We start from the raw sequence: 19745 nt of genomic DNA, 5'->3' as shown, positions 1-19745 counted from the left end.
AGTTCGATAACAACCTTTGAGGGCGGCTTCTGTTTTATGGATGGTTTATTACAAAAAAATGGAGTTAGGTACACAACTTTATTGTCTGTAAACAAAATCCCGTTACCGTCCCAACGCATGTCCGAATCACCATGAACCATCGTTCCAAGCGTAGCAGCTTGGCTACTACTACAAATGTAAATTACGCACCAACTTATTTACATTTTATTACGTGGGGATGTGTTTTTATTTTTATCTCAAATAATCCATTTTATAGAATAATTATGATCGTTATGTGGGATTGGGAAGAGGAATATTTTTGCATAAGGAAGGAGGGGTTTCTGAGGTTTCTGACTGAACATAGTGATGTTTATTCAGATACATACGATTGTACTGATTCATTAGTTCGTCCAAAAACATAGCCTGCTCAAGTACGCAAGCATGTCCAAAATCATATTGTTCATAAAGATCATGCAATCGTTGTCTGGCACTTTCTATCTGTTGATTTAACGTTAAATTTGCATCATTGTTCATGTGCATTACCCCCTGATAAATCTCATTTTAAGAGGTAATGAACAAATACATCATGATCATTTTTCGCCAAAAAGTTTAAAAAAGACCAGCATGAAAGCTGGTCAATAGCAAAATGTAACACATGTTAAATTATGCTCCACCAATGTAATCTTGCGGTGTTAACATGCCAGAATCTGGATTCTGAACTGGTACCACGAATACCAATAAGAAGCTAACTGTCGCTAAGATTAGAAGCCATCTTTTTGGTCAATTCTTTCCCACATGTCATACTGAGCCAGTATTTCAGGAGTGGCATAGGCTTTGAAACGCTCAAACAGGCCAACACAATTGGCGATAAGTAGTCCATGGTTAATTGTAACAGCTTTTTCAAAAGCGATTATTAAACATTTGAAACCATATGGATATCTGCCTTTATTTAGGCTGTATTTAGCCATCTTGTACCAAAAACGAACATACTGCTGTGGTAAAAATTGTTGCGTATACATATCCGAAGAGGATACTTCTTGATACGCTGCAATTTGGGGTTCAAAGCGCTGAAGGATATGATCGACATTCATATTATATCGGTTGGCTGCTTCAATGATGTTAAGAAGTTCAGCGAAGATTTCTTTTTCACCAGCTATGTGCTCCACATAATCAGGCAGGATGCTGATATCTCCAGACATAAGCTTATTAACATAGCTATTAATTTTTGACCATTGCTTAAAATTATCTAACCAATAGAGTGTATCTGAATCAGCTTCCTTAACCCAACTTAGATCAGTAAAGCCACGTATATGCTCTAAAGCCCGTTCATGATCTCCAGTTGCATCACAGGCATTAGCACACAACAGTTCAGCGTAGGCTATGTATACAAAAAGAGGCCTGCTAAGTTTCTTATCAAGTTTAATTTCCCGTTTGGAGTTATGAACCAAACCGTACTGAATTCGCCCTAGCTTATACATTTGACGTGAAAATTTATAGACCTTATCCCACATACTTAATGATCTATACACGTTTGCCAAGTCTTTCAATGCATCCAGTTGATCAAATTCATCCAAACGGTCGACAAAAGGTTCAAATTTAGCAGCCGTTTGAAGATTTTGAGCCTGATCTTTCCCTATTCGGATACTAAACAACCGATACTGGCACAAAGCAAGCCGTTCTGAATGCTGCTTTCTTTCACTCTCAGCCACGTTTTCATAAAGGTAAGCTGCTGTATCCCGATATCCTTTGTGGAACAAATCCTCAGCCAGTTCAAAGAGTGAATGAGTGTAGACCGGATTATCCAGAAACATACTTACAGCACGCTGTAAGCAATCAAGTCGCCCTAACTCAACACAACGATACAAGAAAGGTTTTATTCTCCGCCAGTTAAGTGGAGTTTCTTCAACGCACTCTTCAACGAATCGCTCATAAAAATAATCCGGTGGTAAATTCATACCCAACGTAATACGATCCAGTTGATTAACAGATAAAGAACGATTACCTGTGATGATGCCGCTAACTGTACCTACATTCAAATTAGTGATATGGCCAAACTGGGTCATACTTAGGCCTTTCTGTTTTAGATATCCTTCAATTTCTGCCCGAATCGTAGGTGTTATTTCCATGAATAAATCACCCTTTCAGCGTGAGCTTTGGAATGTGCAAATTTAAACAAAAAGAAGAATTGGAAAACTCGTAATATAATGAAATATTTGTATGTTTTCAATATACCATCTATTTATCCAACAATAAATACCCCTTTTTGGAGAAGATTGGATTGTGTATGCAAAAAAATCACAGGTGACAGTTCAGAGCATTTAGTGGGTTCCTATCATCTGATAAGGAGGACATCAATTGAAAAGAACAGGTATGACACGTTCCCTGGATACGTTAGGCCGGATTGTTATTCCCATGGAAATCCGAAACAGCATGGGGATTGAGATTAGCGAGCCTTTAGAATTTTATATGGACGTTGAAGAAAGGTTTATGGGCATAGGAAAGTATAGTAGCGGGGTTTCCTGTAATTTGTGCAATTCATTTCAGGATTTAACCTATTTCAAAAGTTTACTTTTATGTGAGCAATGTATACTCGACCTGAAGGGGAACGTAGGTGTTAGTCCCATTCCTGCCCCTGTAGTTAAGGAGCCTGCATACAAAGGGAAAAAAATAAATCGGCGGTCGACAAAAGAACTGGTTGAAAGCCTAAGAAGACTTGTCCGCGAGCATCCGACAGCCAAGCAGAGTGAATATGCGGAAAGGCTTGGCGTGTCACAAGGTCGTATTTCCCAGCTTAAAAAGTTATTATAGCGTGCGATGACGTTATCTTCATGATTATACTTATGGAGGTGTCAGTGATGGGGAATTGTTTTAATACAGAGGAAGAAATTTATTTGTTGTCTGAACACGTACATCCCTTGGATAAGGGTTTTGAACTATTTCCTCTAAATTATAGACAAAATGATTGGGCAGAAGCGGATCGCGTCGCTGATTACATTTTAAGTATGGCCGAACGCAGTTATAACAGCAGACAAAAATGGGGTGACGTTGTTCCTCTAAATCAGATGCTAAAACACCCACTTATATTTTATTTTGGATACGCTATAGACTTATTATCAGGGAATAAGGAAATATTGAAGGAGTACAATGAGTTTATACAAGAAAACGATGAGGAAACATTGCCCGGATTCATCACAATTTTTGAGGCAGCAAACATAAATGAATGGAATATAGACGAGTATTATTATAATATTCCCGATCAGCTAGCTATCTATAACATAAATCAGCAGCGGTATGGTATCGCCATAGTAACAGCAAAGGCCGCTTGCATCAGCAGGTGGTCCTCAGGCTGTCGAGATTTTCTCGGCAGCCTGAGGACGGCATTCAGCCGTCCTCTTTTCCTTATCCTGCACCTATCTGCACATTAAAGTGAAACTATTCATGAATCGCAGGCACTTAGTCCCTCTTGCTGAATTTGGCCAACAGATCCAAAATTCGCACATACAGCCACACTAAAGTCACCAGCAGTCCAAAAGCTCCGTACCATTCCATATACTTGGGTGCGCCTTGATCAGCTTGTTCCTCAATAAAATTAAAATCCACCAGTAGATTCAAAGCCGCAATAATCACGATAAATAAGCTGATGCCGATGCCAAGCCAGCCCGATTCATGGATATACGGAACATTCATACCGAAAAAGTTCAAGATGAAATCGACCAGCGTGACCAGAGCAATCGCCAGCGTACACAAAACTACGAATGAGATAAAGCCTCGTGTCACCTTGATGATTCGCTGTGTGTACATAAAGAGCATCAAGAACAGGATACCCACAGTCAGCAAAATAGCATTGGCTACAATGCCGGGATATTCATATTCCATAAAAGCTGAGATACCGCCCAAGGCAAAACCACTCAGAATCGCATATACAGGCGAAAGGAGCGACGCAGTTTTGGGAAAAAAGGAGATCGCAAGGGCTACGCCAACCATGCCAAGCGCGCCTGCGGTCAGCAAGGATAGCACCTCTACAGTTCCTTGGTAGGTCATGTACCAGGTAATACTGCCAGAGACGATGAGCAGAACCAGCAGCAGTAACGTTTTGTTCACCGTTCCTCCAATGGTCATGCGCTGTTCGCTAGCTTCTCTTTCATCTTCACGTAAAAAGATATCATCTCGTAAAACCGGATTGCTAAAGCTCATACAGGGTGCTCCTTTTCGATGTGTTATTTTCTATGCCTGACCTATAGTTTCTCTATGCTGTATATGTATATATCGGTACAAGCTCAAAAAAGTTTCAGAAAATTTCCAAACAAACAAAAAACTCTAGCTCGCCTTGTGGCAAAGCTAGAGTTAGAGGATCAGTCGTTACAGATTAAAAATCAGCTGTAGCAATTTGGATGGTGCCCGTAACAGCTCCGGCTGCAGTAGCCTGGAGAGCGGCTACCAGCAGCAAAGCAACTTCCAGCGTAAGACTGTTGGCTGCCGGAATAACATAAGTGATCACAGGTGCATTGACACGGGTAACGACAAGATTGACCGGATTGGCCCCCGTATTATTCACGGTAATTGTAGCATTACTGCCGCCATTCAAGTTTTCAAAAAAGGATTTACCCACACCCGCAGCGAGATTGTAGAATTGCGAAGGTAAAAGAATCGCCATAGTTTTCACCTCCCCTATATTTGATAGTGTATTCTATGCTTCCAATCTATGATTGCAACGTTAATTGACTCAGGAATAAGACACATTTTAAAAGAGTTATAGATTAACGTACCTTAACATACACGAAAGAGGGGCTGCCCTCTCAGATTCTTGGCAGAACCTGCGGACAACCCCTTTTTAAACAATGATAACCTCACTTACAGCGACAATACTCCTATTTTACGAGAATGCTCAATTCCTGCGGATTAAAGCGGGAAAGGGCGGAGACCTTCACGCGGATATTGCCAGCCTCACCCTGGGTGCGAATCCAGAACGCAATACGTCCACCGATTAGCGATAAACTGGCTGGACCAATCAATTCTCCCACTCCCTCGACCTCCACCGAAACGGGATCAGCATAGAACGGCAAGACATTGCCGTATTCGTCCAAGGCGTCCACCACAACTCTCGTCACGTCCCAGTCGCCCGCCTCCAGCAGGGTATCGTCTGCGGTTACCCGCAGCTCGGTTGGCACCGGATTACGAGAGTAGCGTCTGCGAATCACTTCTTGGCCTTCCACATACCCGATAAACACCGCATCTTCCCACTTCATACCCCAGTGGCCTGTCAACTCGTCGATAACGACGGGAGGATGCGGAAGTGCCGGGTACTTCTCTTGGCTCGGACGATAAACCCCCTTGCGCTCATCACCGTAAATAAACTCCACCTCATCGCAATTGGTGAACACAACCAAGGGCACGACGCCTCCGATATTTCGCTCACCACGGGACCAATAAGTGACTGGTTCCATCACAATTTCCTGTTCGACACGCTTCTGGCTGCGGTACACATTCGCCGCAAATTTAGGCAGACGGAACATATCCATGACGCCGTGGTAGCAAATCTTATCACCGGAACCAAAGTCGGCATGTGTATTATAGTCAAAAGCACACCAGCCAATCGCTCCGGCAATGCCCTCATCGGCATAGGAAGCATTCTGCACCCGCGTATGGCGCAGCGCATGCTCCATCACCCGTTCCTCCTGATCAAAACGTTTGGTCGGATACATATGCCCGTTATATTCTGTCACCAGATAAGGGACGGGATGATCCAGCTTTGTAACAAAAGACGGCTGGCGCAAGCCAGTTGTTTCGCCATCTACGCCCTCTGTATCGTCATACGTATCGTAATTGCGAATTTCCTTCGCCAAATATTTCATATGCCCACCGTCATGGACAAAATCGTTCATCGTATATACATCTTCCAGCAGCTCGCTGCCTGCAATATAGCGCACACCGCCCGTAGCTCGGGTCGGATCAAGCTTGTGTGGAAGCTCGTTAGTACGCGCGTACAGATCATGGTCATCCTGCGATTCATTAATCCGTACACCCCAGATCACGATGGATGGATGATTACGATCACGGATAATCATGTCCTCTACGTCCTTTACCGCCTGTTCTTTCCACGCTTCACCACCAATATGCTGCCAGCCCGGAATCTCCTCAAAAACGAGCAATCCAATCTCATCACAACGATCCAGAAAATGACGGGACTGCGGGTAATGCGATGTCCGTACCATGTTCAGTCCCAATTCCTCTTTGAGTACATCGGCATCGCGACGCTGCGCTCTTTTGGGCATTGCATAACCAACATATGGGTAAGACTGATGGCGATTCAAGCCGAGCAGCTTGATCTTCTGCCCGTTCAGGTAAAATCCATCCGGCTGGAATTCAGCCTCCCGAAACCCGAAGCGCACGGTTAGCTGATCCAATGCTTCCCCGTTACGCAGCAGCGTCAGCTCTGCTTCGTACAGCTTGGGATCGTCCAGTTCCCACAGCTGTATGCCGTTTAGCTCTTTCAGTTCCAGTGTCATATCGCCCGCAGTCACTGCTGTCGGGCCAGTCTCCGCCTTCAAGCTGTCTCCATCCAGCAGCCGTAAGGCGACCGTCAGATCGTCCTGCTTCGCATCCATTCCCTCCAGCCCGACAGCTACACGTACCCCTTTGCTTGCCGCCAACGCCTCTGGTGTCTGGACGAATACCGCTCCGAAATGTACAGACTCGACGACTCGTAGCTGCACCTCCCGGTAAATGCCACCGTAGGTCAGGTAGTCGATAACTGCCCCAAAGGGAGGAATGTCGTCCCGTTCCGTAGAATCAACGACAACGGTGAGCATATTGGAACCGCCGTATTCAGCAAGCTCGGTCAATTCAATGCTGAACGGTGTATAGCCGCCTTTATGCTCACCCGCTTTTACTCCGTTCAAATATACCTGTGCATAGGACATAACCCCTTCAAAATCGACATACAACCGCTTACCCTTGGCATCTACCGGAATATCCAGCTTCCTTTTATACGTAGAAATAAACTGAAACGCCTTGTCGTCAAAATAGTTATATGGCAGCTCCACATTGGTGTGCGGAAGCAGAACGGGTTCATACCGGTTCACATCAATACCTGAATTCACTTCGCTCTCAACATACTCGGGACGATAGAACCACTGGTCATTCAACGGCAAAATGGTACGCATGGGCAGTCACCTCAACCTTTTATTTTTCACTCTTATACCATAGTAAAATATACAAGTAAAAATAACGAGTAAAACTTAGTAAAATAATTATATTTTTAATGTAAGCACTTACAAGTTAATTGTCAATTCCATTTTTGTATTCGCCCATAGCACAAACAGCCCCGGTACACCGGAGCTGCTTAAATTCATTTGTTATTTCTAATTTGAATGAGTATACAGCGGTGCACTGCTGTTGCGAATCATCAGCTCAGTCGGAATAGTGACTTTGCGTCCCACCTCGTTCGGACCGTTACGCACCGTATGCAGCAAAAGCTGAACGCCCGTCTCCCCCATCAGTTCGGTATACGTTTTGACCGTTGTTAGGGATGGCGTCAAATATTCAGCTGTCGGAATATCATTGAAACCAACAATTGAGATACGTTCCGGGACAGCAATGTGATGCTGCTCCAGCGCCTTCAATGCTCCAATAGCCACTGAATCGCTTGCTATGAAGAAGGCCGTAGGCAAACGTTCCGGACCTGCCAGGATCGCGGCTTCCATCGCGAGGAAACCGTCCGCCGCTGTTCCTCTGCACTCATGCACATCATCCGATGTGCATAATCCGTGCTGCTCCTTGTACTGCAAAAAGGTCTCATAGCGGGCATCCAGCTCAGCCCGTTCTGAATCATGAGCTTGCTCGTCCTGTCCCATGCCCACATATCCGATATGGCGATGACCCGCGTCCATCAAATAATCGAGCGCGTCAGCCGCAGCGCGCGCGAGGTCAATGACTACATAGTCTGCGCCCGTGCGCTCCACCGGGTGATCCAGAAAGACACAAGGAATAGGCAGCTCCAGCATGTGTTCTATCTCTTTGCTGCTAAAATGCCCCAGCACGATGAGTCCGTGCAGCCCTTCAGACAACGTCTTCAGGGCGGCCAAATCTTCCCGTCTGAAAATACGCTCCAGCTGCGCCCCGCTTTGGCGGCATTCTTTCTCCACGCCAAACCGGATAGACAGATAATAAGGGTCCTCCAATTCATGGTACGCACTCAACCAGTGTACCATCCCCAGTCGGATCGGCCCCTCCGCCTTTTTGCGGGGCTGACGGCCGATACCGCCATTTTTACGTTTAACAGTCGTGTATTTCATCCGTTCGGCAACCTCAAAAATTCTACGCCGTGTTTCCTCTGACACTGACAGTGTTTCATCATAATTCAATACTCGGGAGACCGTTGAAATAGAGACCTCCGCCTCCTGAGCGATATCTTTTAACGTAGGCATTGCAGACTCCTTTAATCGTTTTACTTCATTTTTACTTTCTTTTACTGTTATCTTACTCGCCGCACCCGTGCAACACAACCCGTCATCTGAGAACCCAATCCATTTTTTTCATATATAAGCCCAATCATGATAAAATACATATCATTAGAGTTTTAGAAAATTCCCATTATATCAGTAATGATACCAAGGAGGATATACACGTGAAACAGGAACTGATCGACCGCCTGACCACTTATGTTCAGGTAGATACCCAATCCGACGAAAGCAGCCACACTTGCCCCACCACGCCAGGACAGCTCACATTGGGCAATCTCCTGGTGGGTGAATTGAAAGCCATCGGTATGACGGACGTAACCATTGATGATAACGGTTATGTGATGGCAACCCTTCCTTCCAATACAGATAAAGAAGTTCCCGTCATTGGCTTTCTCGCGCACCTGGATACGGCAACCGAGCTGACTGGCGCAGGGGTAAAGCCGCAACTGACGAAAAATTATGGCGGAGGAGATATCACGCTGAATGCGTCGCTTGGTGTGGTGCTTTCTCCGCGTGAGTTTCCCGAATTGGCGCAATATAAAAGCCACACATTGATTACCACAGACGGTACCACCCTGCTTGGCGCAGACAACAAAGCCGGGATCGCAGAAATCATGACAGCGGTACACTACCTGATAGATCACCCGGAAATCAAGCATGGCAAGATCCGCGTTGCCTTTACACCGGACGAGGAGATTGGAAGAGGACCGCAACGCTTTGATGTAGCTGCTTTTGGCGCTAAATATGCTTATACCGTGGATGGCGGCCCCCTTGGAGAACTGGAGTATGAAAGCTTCAACGCGGCAGCCGCCCATATTACCATCCACGGGGTGAGTGTCCATCCCGGTACGGCTAAAAACAAAATGGTCCATGCTGCCAAAATCGCCATGGAACTGCATAGCCGTCTGCCTGCGGACGAAGCCCCGGAATATACGGACGGCTACGATGGATTCTACCATCTACTGGAAACTACAGGCACGGCAGAACAGGCAAAACTACACTATATTATCCGTGATTTTGATCGTAAGAGCTTTGAGAACCGGAAGGCTTATGTAACGAACGTGGTGAAAGAGCTGCAAGCCGCTTACGGAGAAAATCGCATCACACTGGAGCTCAGAGATCAGTATTACAACATGAAGGAGAAAATCGAGCCGGTCAAACATATCGTGGACATTGCTTATGAAGCGATGAAGAAGCTGAATATTGAGCCTATCATTAAGCCAATCCGTGGTGGTACAGACGGTTCACAGCTGTCCTATATGGGACTGCCTACACCGAATATTTTTACGGGTGGAGAGAACTATCACGGTAAATTTGAATATGTATCCGTGGACAACATGGTGCTTGCAAGCAAGGTTATTGTTGAAATCGTTCAATTATTCGAACAGCGCGGCAAGTGAAGCAATGCAGCAGCTGGCCAATAATCTGACATCCTACATCGTAAAATAAGTAATCGGTATAAAAAAGGGAGCCACTGATCGCAATATGCGCAAAAGTGTGCTCCCTTTATTTACATAAGCCCCGCTGGACCTTATCATGAAAATCCAAAGCTCACACCTAATGAGAAAAGACACCATGATTTGAAGGAAATAGGTGGGTTAACCCTTCAACTGCATCTGCATAGCCCCCTCCTCACGAGTGGTTTTTTTAGAAGCTACAGTATCGTCTGGGTAACTACGTTACGAATTAGTGCGTACTTTTCAAGCAGATACCCGAGCCTTACAATCAAACCTGTGCATGGAGTCCATGAATAGATAACACTTAACAGAACATGTACTCGTTGATCAAATACAAATTCACCAAAGGAGTGAAGTTAATAACATGGAGCTTCAATTAGCTTTAGACTTAGTAGATATCCCGCAAGGTATTGCATTGGTAAAAGAAGTAGAATCGTATATTGATATCGTTGAAATCGGTACGCCGATTGTCATCAATGAAGGACTTCATGCGGTAAAAGCAATGAAAGAAACATTCCCGAATCTGAAGGTACTTGCTGACCTCAAGGTTATGGATGCAGGCGGTTATGAGGTGCTAAAAGCATCCGAAGCCGGGGCTGATATCGTTACAATTCTGGCTGTAGCTGAAGATGCAACGATCAAAGGCGCAGTAGAAGAGGCTAAAAAACAGGGCGGCAAAAAAATCCTGGTGGACATGATTGGGGTTAAAAACCTGGAGCAACGCGCCAAAGAAATCGACGCGCTCGGCGTAGACTATATTTGTGTGCATACAGGCTACGATCTGCAAGCGGAAGGACAAAGCCCGTTCGAAGCACTGCAAACCGTTAAAAAAGTCGTAAAAAACTCCAAAACAGCCGTGGCTGGCGGCATTAAGCTAAGCACATTGGCTGAGGTTGTGAAGGCTCAACCGGATCTGGTTATTGTCGGCGGTGGGATCACTGGCGAGGACGACAAAAAGACTGTGGCTTATCAAATGCAACAGCTTATCAAACAAGGTTAATTCCAATGGAAACCTCTCAATATTTATCCCAGGTGCTCAAGGAGCTGCAACTGGTTCCACAATTGATCAGTAATGCGGAATCGGAACGGCTGATTCACTCCATCACTGCTGCGAACAAGGTGTTCGTAGCCGGGGCGGGCCGTTCAGGATTCATGATCCGTTCGCTGGCAATGCGGCTGATGCATATGGGAATTCAAGCATATGTGGTTGGAGAAACCGTAACTCCCGGCCTGGGTAAAGGTGATCTGCTGCTGATAGGCTCAGGCTCCGGTGAAACCAAAAGCCTGACCTCCATGGCGGAAAAAGCCAAGAAGCTCGAGGCCTCCATGGCGCTTCTAACCACTTCGCCAGCGTCCACCATTGGCAAGCTGGCTGACATCATCGTCAAGCTGCCTGGCGCCCCCAAGGACCCGGCCAACAAGGATTACCAGACGATTCAGCCTATGGGCTCATTGTTTGAGCAAACCCTGCTGTTGTATGGCGACGCGCTGGTACTCAAAACGATGGAGCTGCGCAAGCTGACTTCCGAGTCGATGTTTGGTCAGCACGCCAATTTGGAATAGAGCGCTATACATCTGCAATAACAAGGCAGGCTGCCTTTTACATGTCAAAACATGTGAAGGACAGCCTGCTTTTCTGCTTCATAAGAGAAATACTCATAACAGGCCGGGGTTGCTGTGACTGGTGCCGCTTGATCAATTAATCTGTTTCATGCCATTTATTCATTATTCCCTGCTGGCAACGGCGGAACTTTGGACGGGTCAACCAAAGCCCAATAGGCATATTTGGCCTTTAGCCGTTCGTCGAACAGCAGCGGCTTATCCAGCCGGGCAATCGGGAACATACTAAGCCACGTATTTCCGTCATCCGAACCCCAAATGGTCACATTACTGATATGCTCCTGCTGTCTGGAAAACATATCGAACAACGCCCGATAACGGTGAGCCTGCTGGATCAGCATGGATTCAGGTATCGTCTCGTAGCGATCCGTATCATTGGAATAGAGGCCCATATCCAGCTCTGTGATCTGATTATCCAGGCCGAGCGAAGCAAACTTTTCAATGGACTGCTCAATCTCGCTAATAGCAGGAAACGCCAGGCGGATATGCGATTGGTGACCTACGCCGTCAATCGGTACGCCTTTAGCGAGCAAATCACGCACCAAATTGTACAGAAAATCCCGTTTCATCCCCTCTATCTCTTTTTGTAGCGCTTTCATAAATGCGTCCACTTTGGCTTCAAAACCCTTCAAAAAGAAGTCGGGTACAATGAGTCCAATCCGGTTCCGATGCTCATGGACATAAAGTGGGTACTTGCCGTCTATTAAACGATGAAGCGCTTGTTCTATAAGCTCCCTGAATTGGAAAAGCGACAACAGGATGCTATCGTCACCGGAACGCCATGGATGTTGATCATTCAGCTCGACAAGTACATAGTACATATGCGTGGCTTCCCCAAGCCGCAGTTGCTGTTCCCAACGGGTCACCACGCTATCATCCACGTTGTTCATCATCAAGGTCTCTAACAGTCCGCCTGTACGGTGGTTTTGATATAATTGTGTATTTTGCTGCTCACGATGCAGCCTTTCACTCAGTCGGCGCAGCGTAGCCGAAAAGTTACTCTCATCAATCGGCTTGATCATAAAATCATGAACCCCATAGCGAAGTGCCTGCTGCGCATAAGCAAAATCACTGTAGCCACTCAAGATAATAAACGCAGGATGATCTGTACTCCGTTCGAGTACAGATCGAATCAGTTCTAATCCATCCAGCACAGGCATGCGAATATCGGTAATGACGAGGTCCGGGTGAATACTGCCGATTAGCTCCAGTGCATCCTCACCGTTATCGGCTTCTCCCACGATTTCAAAGCCACAGGCTTCCCAGTCCATGAGTTGAAGCAGCCCTTTGCGGGTGAATATTTCATCATCCACCACAATGGCTCGGTGCAGCTTCATAACCTGCTTCCTCCTTTCGATGTAGCATCATTTTATTTTGGATAAATATTCCAATTGTATCTAGCAATATGGTAATGTGAAAACATCAGGAATTGGGAATTGCTGTTACACCTATCATATGACGAATGGGGCGGTGCCAAGCATGCGCATGGTATTTCGTTGGTTTGGTGAAGGAAACGATACGGTAACGCTGGAACAAATCCGACAAATTCCGGGAGTGGAAGGGATCGTGTGGGCGCTACACGATATTCCAGCCGGAGAAGAATGGCCTATGGAACGTATTGTGGCACTTCGAGAGCAGGTTGTACAGGCGGGATTTCACAATGAGGTTGTTGAAAGTGTGAATGTGCACGAGGATATCAAGCTCGGACGACCGACACGCGATCAGTATATCAGCAATTACATACGCACATTGGAAAAGCTCGGCCAAAACGGCGTGAAGGTCGTCTGCTATAATTTTATGCCCATATTCGATTGGCTGCGCACCGATTTGCACAAGGAGCTGGAGGACGGCTCCACGGCCCTCTTTTTTGAAAAGTCACGAATTGAAGGGATTGATCCGTTCGAACTGGTACGCCAAATTAACGCAAATAGCTCGTTAACCATGCCCGGCTGGGAACCGGAGCGGCTGGAGCATCTGACGGCTTTGTTTGAAGCGTACACTCACGTCACGGAGGAAGACCTGTGGCAGAATCTGGCCTACTTTCTGGAGGCCGTTATTCCCGTTGCCGAACGCAGCGGGATTCGGATGGCCATTCACCCCGATGATCCGCCATGGTCTGTATTCGGACTGCCACGCATCATCACAAGCCAGGCTCATTTGCGCAGACTGCTAGCGCTGTACGACAGCCCCGCGAGCGGTATTACCCTATGCTCTGGCTCGCTAGGAGCCAATCCCAATAATGAAATCGTTTCCATGATTCATGAGTTTAAGGACCGTATTCCGTTCGCCCATATACGCAATGTGCGTGTGTCGGCTAACGGAGACTTCATCGAAACCTCTCACCGAACTCAGGACGGAACTGTCGATATTGCCGGCATTGTCCAGGCGTATCAAGATGCCCACTTTACGGGCTACGTCAGACCGGACCATGGCTGCCACTTGTGGGGAGAGCAATGCAGACCCGGCTATGGGCTGTATGACCGCGCGCTTGGGATTATGTATTTGTGGGGACTGTGGGATGCGCTGACACATAACCAGGCCCGACACACTTCTGCCGTTTCCAAGACGGAAAACACACGAACCGGATCAGTCCATACGAAGGAGTCACCCCTATGAGCACACCATCTCTACACCCTTCGCTGGCAGGCAAAACAGCAGTAATCACAGGCGGTGCCGGAGTGCTGTGCAGCGCAATGGCCCGCGAGCTGGCAAAGCAAGGCGTGAAGGTTGTGATTTTGAACCGAACGGAAGAAAAAGGTCTGCGTGTAGTCCATGATATTCGGACCGCAGGCGGAGAAGCGATGGCTGTGGCCTGTGACGTTACCGACGCGGACAGCGTACGGCTAGCCGAACAGACGGTACGCGAGCAGTTCGGCGCATGTGATATTCTGATCAACGGTGCCGGAGGCAATCATCCGAGTGCCAACACCACCCGCGAAACCTTCCGGCTGGAGGACCTGACGCTGCCCGATATTACTACCTTCTTCGAGCTGAGCATACCCGGTTTTCGCCAGGTACTGGACGTCAATTTCATCGGAACGATCATTCCGACACAAATATTCGCTCAAGGCATGACTGGACGCCCGGGGGCCGTCGTCATTAACATTTCCTCCATGAGCGCACCCAGCCCCATGACCAAAGTTCCGGCCTACAGCGCAGCCAAAGCAGCAGTTAACAACTTTACCCAATGGCTGGCTGTCCATTTAGCCGAAGCCGGTATTCGCGTCAACGCCATTGCACCCGGCTTCTTTCTTACCGAACAAAACCGCAGCCTGCTAACTCATGAGGATGGCTCCCTCACCGAACGTGCAGCCAAAATCATCGCCCACACGCCGATGCGCCGCTTTGGTGTACCGGACGATCTGCTCGGCACCCTGCTGTGGCTTGTGGATGAACAGACATCCGGTTTTGTCACAGGCACAGTGATTCCGATAGACGGTGGCTTCATGGCGTATTCCGGGGTGTAAAACAGTTCACGCCTAAAAGCCGCTTGGTATTTGAACCGAGCGGCTTTTAGGCGTGGATTTCTTTTTTCCTCTATAGCGATGATGTACCCTCTTATATATTTTGTGCATAGCTTTCACTTGGCGTTTTGGTCAATACTACATGCAGGCTGGAGTTCGCCTCTGCACCACCACGATAGGAAAAGTGCTCATCTCCCGTAACATGGATTATATCCCCTTGCACCACTTCCGTTTCTTCACCATTCACAGCTACAGTACCGTTCCCTTCAAGAACAAGCAAATATACATTTGCTCCTGGGTGGTTATGTGTTGGCAGCTCAGCATTAGGAGTGAAGTTGAGAATAAAAATGACATTGTCGGCTTCCTTATGCACAATTCGTTTAGTAAAGCCAGCTTCTTTATATTCCTGAAATTGAATGAGGTTTGATTTTTTCATGTAGGTTCACTCTCCTGTTTGAAATTAGATTTTCCTATATGGTCTTATTGTATTTGATTATTACGCTCTTCTTGTGATTGCAGTCACATAACTAAATTTAAGTCATAAATACTTTGAAATATTCAAAAATTTGATTTCAATCATCTTTTTCATCGACATATCCAACTAGAATCGAATTGTGTCAGACAAACAAAAACAAGCAGGAGGTTGTTCCTATGAAACCAGGATTCCAACTGGCAAAGGATATTTATTGGGTAGGAAAAATTGATAATCGTGAGGTTCCCTTTCATCGTCTTCTACTATCTAAGGGTACAACATATAATGCATATCTACTGAAAACTGGAAAACCAACCATTGTAGATACCGTAGATATGGCGTTCGGCAGAGAATTTGCAGAGGCTGTAGCCGAATTGATCGACCCGCTGGACATTCAATATATTATCGTCAACCACACAGAGCCAGACCATTCGGGCGGATTGGCGGCACTTGCTTCCAAAGCAACAAACGCTACGATTGTCTGCACTGAGATTGCCGTTCCGGAAATTCAACAAATGTACAAGCTTCAGCACCGCAACTTCCTCGTCATCAAGGATGGGGATCAACTCGATATTGGAGGCAAGACACTGCTGTTCAAGGAAACACCTTACCTCCATACGGAAGAAACCATGATTACGTATTGCATAGAAGATAAAATCTTGTTCCCTTGCGATATTTTCAGTACACACGTGGCTGTAGAGCATCTATTTGCAGATGAGGCCGGTTTTGATATCACCGATGACTTTATCGGGTACTATCAGGCTATTATTCATCCACATCGCAGATATGTGCGTACATTAATCGAAGCTGTCTCTGACCTGGATATTGAGATGATTGCTCCTTCCCACGGCTTCGCGATCCGGCACGATATTGCCAAATTCATTGATTTGTACGCATCTATGAGCACCGAAACCAAGGATGATAAAAAAGTAGCGATTGTTTATGCCACCTTAAAAAATAATACTAAAAAAATGGCAAACATCCTGAAAGACTGCTTTTTGGAAAACCAAATCAGGGTGGAGCTATGGGACGTAGATAAGGCGGATGAAACGGAGATATTGAACAGTATTGCCTCAGCGGATGCTGTTTTTGTCGGCAGCTCTACCAAATATGCAGACATGACGGGCAAGCTGGAAGACCTGCTGCAACAAATGCAAAAGATGAATCTGGAAGGCAAGCTGGCTGCTGCCTTTGGTTCCTACGGCTGGAGTGGGGAAGCCATTGAGGTCGTACAGGATTACTTGAACGGTACCAATATGAAGGTCCAAAGCACTTCTGATGTAATCAAGTCGACTGGTATGACGCATGTGGAGTTCCCGGTACGCATTCGTTTCTCTCCTACAGAAGATGAAAAAGTGAAGAAAATTAAAAATGCCGCTGAGTTTGTCTCGGATCTACTGCTTAGCGTCATTTGAACAAAGGCTGCGTATAGCGAAATAGGAGAGATGCTGAATGGGTAACAAACATTACGTTATTATCGGAGGCAGCGTTGCCGCCGTCAACGCGGCGAAAGCGATTAGAGATCATGATGAGCTAGCGGAAATTTCTATTTACGGGGAAGAAGCTTCCCTTCCGTATAACAGAGTCAAGCTTTCCAAGGGACTATTCACTGACCTGCACAGCGACAAAATCCTGATCAAAAAGGAAAAATGGTTTGCCAATCAACGAATTCATGTTTATTCCGGCATAAAGATCACCGCGATACATGCAGCGGACTCCACCATCGAAACAGCAAACGGACAAACCGTTGCTTATGACAAGCTGCTGCTGTGTACAGGAGCCTACAACCGTAAGCTTTTGCTGGACGGAGCTTCATTACGTAACGTTCACAATATCCGTTTTCGACAAGATGCAGATAAACTTAAAACGGAATTACAAAAAGGAGACCGGATATGCATCATCGGCGGTGGTATTCAGGGTGTAGAAACCGCTTGGTCCTTCCAGCAAGCCGGGTATGCTGTAACCATTCTGGAAGCTTCGCATCGGCTTATGCCCCGCCAGCTAGATGAAAAGGCTTCCGCTATTTTGACCCAGCGAATTACCGAGCAGGGTACCAAGGTAAGCCTTGGACAAGGCGTAAAGCGTATTACAGGCACGGATTACGTAGAAGGCATAGAGCTACAGGACGGCTCCGTTATTCCCTGCGAGCATGTCGTGTATTCTATCGGCATTGTACCTAATACTGAGCTTGCTCGCCAGATCGGTCTAGATATTGGACAAGGCATCTTGGTGAATGCGCAGATGGAGACCAGCTCCGCCAATATATATGCGGCAGGTGATGTAGCCGAGTTTCAAAATAGAGTGGATGGATTATGGGAAAGTGCTATCGAGCAAGGGAAAATAGCAGGCGCCAATATGGCAGGTGCATCCGTCAGCTATCAGCGGCCTATCCCTGTAACCCTGTCCAATAGCTATGAATGCCCCTTGTTTTCCATGGGTCTGGTGGATGAACAAGTCTGCGATACCAGCCTGACCAGTGAAAATCAAGTTTCGTATACACGCATGTTCATAAAAAACGGCTCTATCTGCGGCGTGATCGGCTTTGGGGATGCTCTTGCTTCACTTCCGTTTAAAACAGCCATCATCCAAGGACTCAAACCGGACGCGCCAGAGCTTACAAAAATTTTGAGTGGCAAGGAGAACTAAAGATGAAAAAATATGTATGTCAACCTTGTGGATACATTTATGATCCTGCTATCGGCGACCCTGATGAAGACGTTATGCCCGGTACAGCGTTTGAGGATCTTCCAGAAGACTGGGTTTGTCCAGTCTGTGGTGAGGATCAAAGCCATTTTGCCCCAATAGATGATACAGAATAACAAGAACCCGCTATATTTTTTAGTTTCCGGTTTATGAATGGAGTGAATGAATGTGAATGAGATGTCCTGCCAGTGCGGAAAGGAGCCCTGTGCCCGCAAAGTGCCTATCTTTTCCTCTTTGTCCGAAGAAGATTTGTGTAAGGTCAGCTCCATGATCCGACACCGAAAATATCAGAAAGGCGAGGCCTTGATTGTCGAGGAACAGGCTTCCGATACGCTGTACATTATTCAAAGCGGGCATGTCAAGCTTCTGAAAATGACGCCTCAGGGCAAAGAACAAATTCTGCACATTCTGACAACTGGCGATTTTTTTGGCGAGTTGAATATATTTAACAGCGATGAGCTGAGTAATTTTAGTGCCTATGCCTTAAAAAATACTGATATATGTATGCTCACCAAGGATGATATGGAGCAGTTGATTCGCAACAATCCAGATATCTCTTTGAAGCTGCTCAAAACCATTACCAAACGCTTGGCCCATACCGAAAAGCTGGCTCAAAGCCTGGCGACCAAAGACCCGGAGATCCGTATCGCCTATATGATTCTTGAGCTTGGGCATAAATACGGCAAACCGGACGGATCTCACATTAAAATAAACCTCCCCCTTTCACGCGAGGAAATGGCTAATTACGTGGGTGTCACACGTGAAACCATCAGTCGCAAATTCGCAAAATTTGAACAGCTGGGGATTATTCATATCAAGGGTACACGAGAGATTACGATCTGCGATGTACAGAAGCTGAACGAATATATAGATTGAGACATATAGATCTAATGCTGCTCTAGCATGAGGACAACAAAAAACCGCTTCTTTAACTTATGGATTACAGTTGATCTATCAACCACTTCCATTTCGTTAAAGGGCGGTTTTTACCGTATTTTATACTTTACTAACGATTAATTGTCGTGTTCACGCCTTGGGAAGAAGCTCCCCATGAAGGCTGCGCTGAAGGAAGTTCTGGCGAAACTCTGTCTGTGGAAGGAGCAGTCTCAATCGTGGTCGATTTGGAGCAATCCCAGACCACTTTTACCAGATACCCAAACAGTAATACGTTCAACAACGAGGTCACGCACAATATAACACCGTAATGATCCCGAGAATTGGAGCTATAGAAAATATCGAAGGTGTTCAGGAAGATCGTAAGACTGAATCCACCCGCAAGCCACAAAAATCTCCGGTCCCGCAAATACAGATACGCCAGTACCGCTAACGCTGCCGCAGGGAACAAATACCGTTCATGCATGCTCGAAGCGAAGGTAAAGACACCTGCAATTTGCACCAGCGCAGCTGCTGCCGCAAATTGTGGTTTGCGACTGCGGATATACATCCACCATGTAAACAAAGTCACCAGTACAATGCCGATCATGCCCCATGTATGGTAGCTGAACAGGAACAATGTCGTAGTATCCTGCGTATAATTGCCACCGATCAGTGCGAAGAAGTTATACGCGTTCACGGAAGCATACGGATA

General features: G+C 46.4%; 19 protein-coding genes and 1 pseudogene. 11 read left to right on the top strand and 9 right to left on the bottom strand.

The genetic code is table 11. From position 1 onward, the window contains the following. Window positions 1-270: 270 nt before the first annotated feature. Together L693_RS0125000 and L693_RS0124995 are read right to left on the bottom strand one after the other, a co-directional pair. Window positions 271-513: an aspartyl-phosphate phosphatase Spo0E family protein gene (locus L693_RS0125000; protein WP_025720913.1), complete on the bottom strand. Its 243-nt coding sequence runs from the start codon at window positions 511-513 to the stop codon at window positions 271-273. Between the two features lie 227 nt (window positions 514-740). After that, window positions 741-2105, bottom strand: a complete 1365-nt coding sequence (locus L693_RS0124995; RefSeq protein WP_025720912.1) for a helix-turn-helix domain-containing protein — start codon at window positions 2103-2105, stop codon at window positions 741-743. 229 nt (window positions 2106-2334) lie between these two features. Here L693_RS0124995 and L693_RS0124990 point away from each other — a divergent pair, with 229 nt between their 5' ends. Both L693_RS0124990 and L693_RS0124985 read left to right on the top strand, forming a co-directional pair. Continuing rightward, the gene (locus L693_RS0124990) at window positions 2335-2787 is read left to right on the top strand and encodes an AbrB/MazE/SpoVT family DNA-binding domain-containing protein (RefSeq protein WP_025720911.1); all 453 of its coding nucleotides are present in this window, start codon (window positions 2335-2337) and stop codon (window positions 2785-2787) included. Window positions 2788-2834: 47 nt separating this feature from the next. Further along, on the top strand, window positions 2835-3404 hold the full coding sequence (locus L693_RS0124985) for a hypothetical protein (RefSeq protein ID WP_025720909.1): 570 nt from the start codon (window positions 2835-2837) through the stop codon (window positions 3402-3404). Window positions 3405-3432: 28 nt separating this feature from the next. Here the strand turns inward: L693_RS0124985 and L693_RS0124980 are convergent, their stop codons facing one another. The 4 genes from L693_RS0124980 to L693_RS0124965 all read right to left on the bottom strand — a co-directional run bounded on the left by L693_RS0124980 (window position 3433) and on the right by L693_RS0124965 (window position 8405). Further along, complete coding sequence (locus L693_RS0124980) at window positions 3433-4173, bottom strand: Bax inhibitor-1/YccA family protein (protein WP_025720907.1); 741 nt, start codon at window positions 4171-4173, stop codon at window positions 3433-3435. Window positions 4174-4345: 172 nt separating this feature from the next. Next, window positions 4346-4633, bottom strand: a complete 288-nt coding sequence (locus L693_RS0124975; protein ID WP_025720906.1) for a hypothetical protein — start codon at window positions 4631-4633, stop codon at window positions 4346-4348. A 214-nt stretch (window positions 4634-4847) separates the two neighbouring features. After that, on the bottom strand, window positions 4848-7142 hold the full coding sequence (locus L693_RS0124970) for a glycoside hydrolase family 2 protein (protein WP_025720904.1): 2295 nt from the start codon (window positions 7140-7142) through the stop codon (window positions 4848-4850). Window positions 7143-7340: 198 nt separating this feature from the next. Then, window positions 7341-8405 (bottom strand): LacI family DNA-binding transcriptional regulator, encoded by a 1065-nt coding sequence (locus tag L693_RS0124965; protein WP_025720902.1) that lies wholly within the window; start codon window positions 8403-8405, stop codon window positions 7341-7343. Window positions 8406-8605: 200 nt separating this feature from the next. On the opposite strand from L693_RS0124965, the gene pepT reads away from it, so the two are divergent. The 3 genes from pepT to hxlB all read left to right on the top strand — a co-directional run bounded on the left by pepT (window position 8606) and on the right by hxlB (window position 11461). After that, entirely contained in the window at window positions 8606-9841 is a 1236-nt protein-coding gene (pepT, locus tag L693_RS0124960) for a peptidase T (RefSeq protein ID WP_025720900.1), read from the top strand. 421 nt (window positions 9842-10262) lie between these two features. Further along, window positions 10263-10898 (top strand): 3-hexulose-6-phosphate synthase, encoded by a 636-nt coding sequence (gene hxlA / locus L693_RS0124955; RefSeq protein ID WP_025720899.1) that lies wholly within the window; start codon window positions 10263-10265, stop codon window positions 10896-10898. Between the two features lie 5 nt (window positions 10899-10903). Further along, window positions 10904-11461 carry a 6-phospho-3-hexuloisomerase gene (hxlB, locus tag L693_RS0124950; RefSeq protein WP_025720897.1) on the top strand — a complete coding sequence of 186 codons (558 nt, stop codon included), beginning with the start codon at window positions 10904-10906 and terminating at the stop codon, window positions 11459-11461. 155 nt (window positions 11462-11616) lie between these two features. Here hxlB and L693_RS32205 read toward each other — a convergent pair whose 3' ends face one another. Then, window positions 11617-12855: an endo-1,4-beta-xylanase gene (locus tag L693_RS32205; protein WP_025720895.1), complete on the bottom strand. Its 1239-nt coding sequence runs from the start codon at window positions 12853-12855 to the stop codon at window positions 11617-11619. 142 nt (window positions 12856-12997) lie between these two features. Between L693_RS32205 and uxuA the strand changes: the two genes are divergently transcribed. Next, on the top strand, window positions 12998-14134 hold the full coding sequence (uxuA, locus tag L693_RS0124940) for a mannonate dehydratase (protein WP_025720894.1): 1137 nt from the start codon (window positions 12998-13000) through the stop codon (window positions 14132-14134). Further along, entirely contained in the window at window positions 14131-14985 is an 855-nt protein-coding gene (locus L693_RS0124935) for an SDR family oxidoreductase (protein ID WP_025720892.1), read from the top strand. Before uxuA ends, L693_RS0124935 begins: the two co-directional genes overlap by 4 nt. Before the next feature lie 91 nt (window positions 14986-15076). Here the strand turns inward: L693_RS0124935 and L693_RS0124930 are convergent, their stop codons facing one another. Further along, the gene (locus L693_RS0124930) at window positions 15077-15418 is read right to left on the bottom strand and encodes a cupin domain-containing protein (protein WP_025720891.1); all 342 of its coding nucleotides are present in this window, start codon (window positions 15416-15418) and stop codon (window positions 15077-15079) included. 215 nt (window positions 15419-15633) lie between these two features. Here L693_RS0124930 and L693_RS0124925 point away from each other — a divergent pair, with 215 nt between their 5' ends. Genes L693_RS0124925 through L693_RS0124910 form a run of 4 tightly spaced genes read left to right on the top strand, consistent with a single transcriptional unit; the run spans window position 15634 to window position 19033 of the window. Beyond that, a complete protein-coding gene (locus tag L693_RS0124925; protein ID WP_025720889.1) occupies window positions 15634-16869 on the top strand; it encodes an FprA family A-type flavoprotein in 1236 nt (411 codons plus the stop codon). Window positions 16870-16906: 37 nt separating this feature from the next. After that, window positions 16907-18100, top strand: a complete 1194-nt coding sequence (locus tag L693_RS0124920; protein WP_025720887.1) for an NAD(P)/FAD-dependent oxidoreductase — start codon at window positions 16907-16909, stop codon at window positions 18098-18100. Window positions 18101-18102: 2 nt separating this feature from the next. Then, the gene (gene rd, locus L693_RS0124915; RefSeq protein ID WP_007432984.1) at window positions 18103-18273 is read left to right on the top strand and encodes a rubredoxin; all 171 of its coding nucleotides are present in this window, start codon (window positions 18103-18105) and stop codon (window positions 18271-18273) included. 46 nt (window positions 18274-18319) lie between these two features. Further along, window positions 18320-19033 (top strand): Crp/Fnr family transcriptional regulator, encoded by a 714-nt coding sequence (locus L693_RS0124910; protein WP_370881038.1) that lies wholly within the window; start codon window positions 18320-18322, stop codon window positions 19031-19033. Window positions 19034-19163: 130 nt separating this feature from the next. On the opposite strand, the pseudogene L693_RS0124905 reads toward L693_RS0124910, so the two are convergent. After that, window positions 19164-19745, bottom strand: a pseudogene (locus tag L693_RS0124905) (glycosyltransferase 87 family protein); the annotation flags it as partial.

It is taken from the genome of Paenibacillus sp. 1-18, assembly GCF_000520755.1.
GTDB lineage: Bacteria > Bacillota > Bacilli > Paenibacillales > Paenibacillaceae > Paenibacillus > Paenibacillus brasilensis.
Note: the sequence above shows the minus strand (reverse complement) of the source record. Positions and strands in the feature narration are given on the sequence as shown.

Bases quoted from the DNA above. Each gene is read 5' to 3' on its own strand.
- L693_RS0125000 (WP_025720913.1), bottom strand. From the start codon at position 513: ATGAACAATGATGCAAATTTAACGTTAAATCAACAGATAGAAAGTGCC.
- L693_RS0124995 (WP_025720912.1), bottom strand. From the start codon at position 2,105: ATGGAAATAACACCTACGATTCGGGCAGAAATTGAAGGATATCTAAAA.
- L693_RS0124985 (WP_025720909.1), top strand. From the start codon at position 2,835: ATGGGGAATTGTTTTAATACAGAGGAAGAAATTTATTTGTTGTCTGAA.
- L693_RS0124980 (WP_025720907.1), bottom strand. From the start codon at position 4,173: ATGAGCTTTAGCAATCCGGTTTTACGAGATGATATCTTTTTACGTGAA.
- L693_RS0124975 (WP_025720906.1), bottom strand. From the start codon at position 4,633: ATGGCGATTCTTTTACCTTCGCAATTCTACAATCTCGCTGCGGGTGTG.
- L693_RS0124970 (WP_025720904.1), bottom strand. From the start codon at position 7,142: ATGCGTACCATTTTGCCGTTGAATGACCAGTGGTTCTATCGTCCCGAG.
- L693_RS0124965 (WP_025720902.1), bottom strand. From the start codon at position 8,405: ATGCCTACGTTAAAAGATATCGCTCAGGAGGCGGAGGTCTCTATTTCA.
- hxlA (WP_025720899.1), top strand. From the start codon at position 10,263: ATGGAGCTTCAATTAGCTTTAGACTTAGTAGATATCCCGCAAGGTATT.
- hxlB (WP_025720897.1), top strand. From the start codon at position 10,904: ATGGAAACCTCTCAATATTTATCCCAGGTGCTCAAGGAGCTGCAACTG.
- L693_RS32205 (WP_025720895.1), bottom strand. From the start codon at position 12,855: ATGAAGCTGCACCGAGCCATTGTGGTGGATGATGAAATATTCACCCGC.
- uxuA (WP_025720894.1), top strand. From the start codon at position 12,998: ATGCGCATGGTATTTCGTTGGTTTGGTGAAGGAAACGATACGGTAACG.
- L693_RS0124935 (WP_025720892.1), top strand. From the start codon at position 14,131: ATGAGCACACCATCTCTACACCCTTCGCTGGCAGGCAAAACAGCAGTA.
- L693_RS0124930 (WP_025720891.1), bottom strand. From the start codon at position 15,418: ATGAAAAAATCAAACCTCATTCAATTTCAGGAATATAAAGAAGCTGGC.
- L693_RS0124925 (WP_025720889.1), top strand. From the start codon at position 15,634: ATGAAACCAGGATTCCAACTGGCAAAGGATATTTATTGGGTAGGAAAA.
- L693_RS0124920 (WP_025720887.1), top strand. From the start codon at position 16,907: ATGGGTAACAAACATTACGTTATTATCGGAGGCAGCGTTGCCGCCGTC.
- rd (WP_007432984.1), top strand. From the start codon at position 18,103: ATGAAAAAATATGTATGTCAACCTTGTGGATACATTTATGATCCTGCT.
- L693_RS0124910 (WP_370881038.1), top strand. From the start codon at position 18,320: ATGAATGTGAATGAGATGTCCTGCCAGTGCGGAAAGGAGCCCTGTGCC.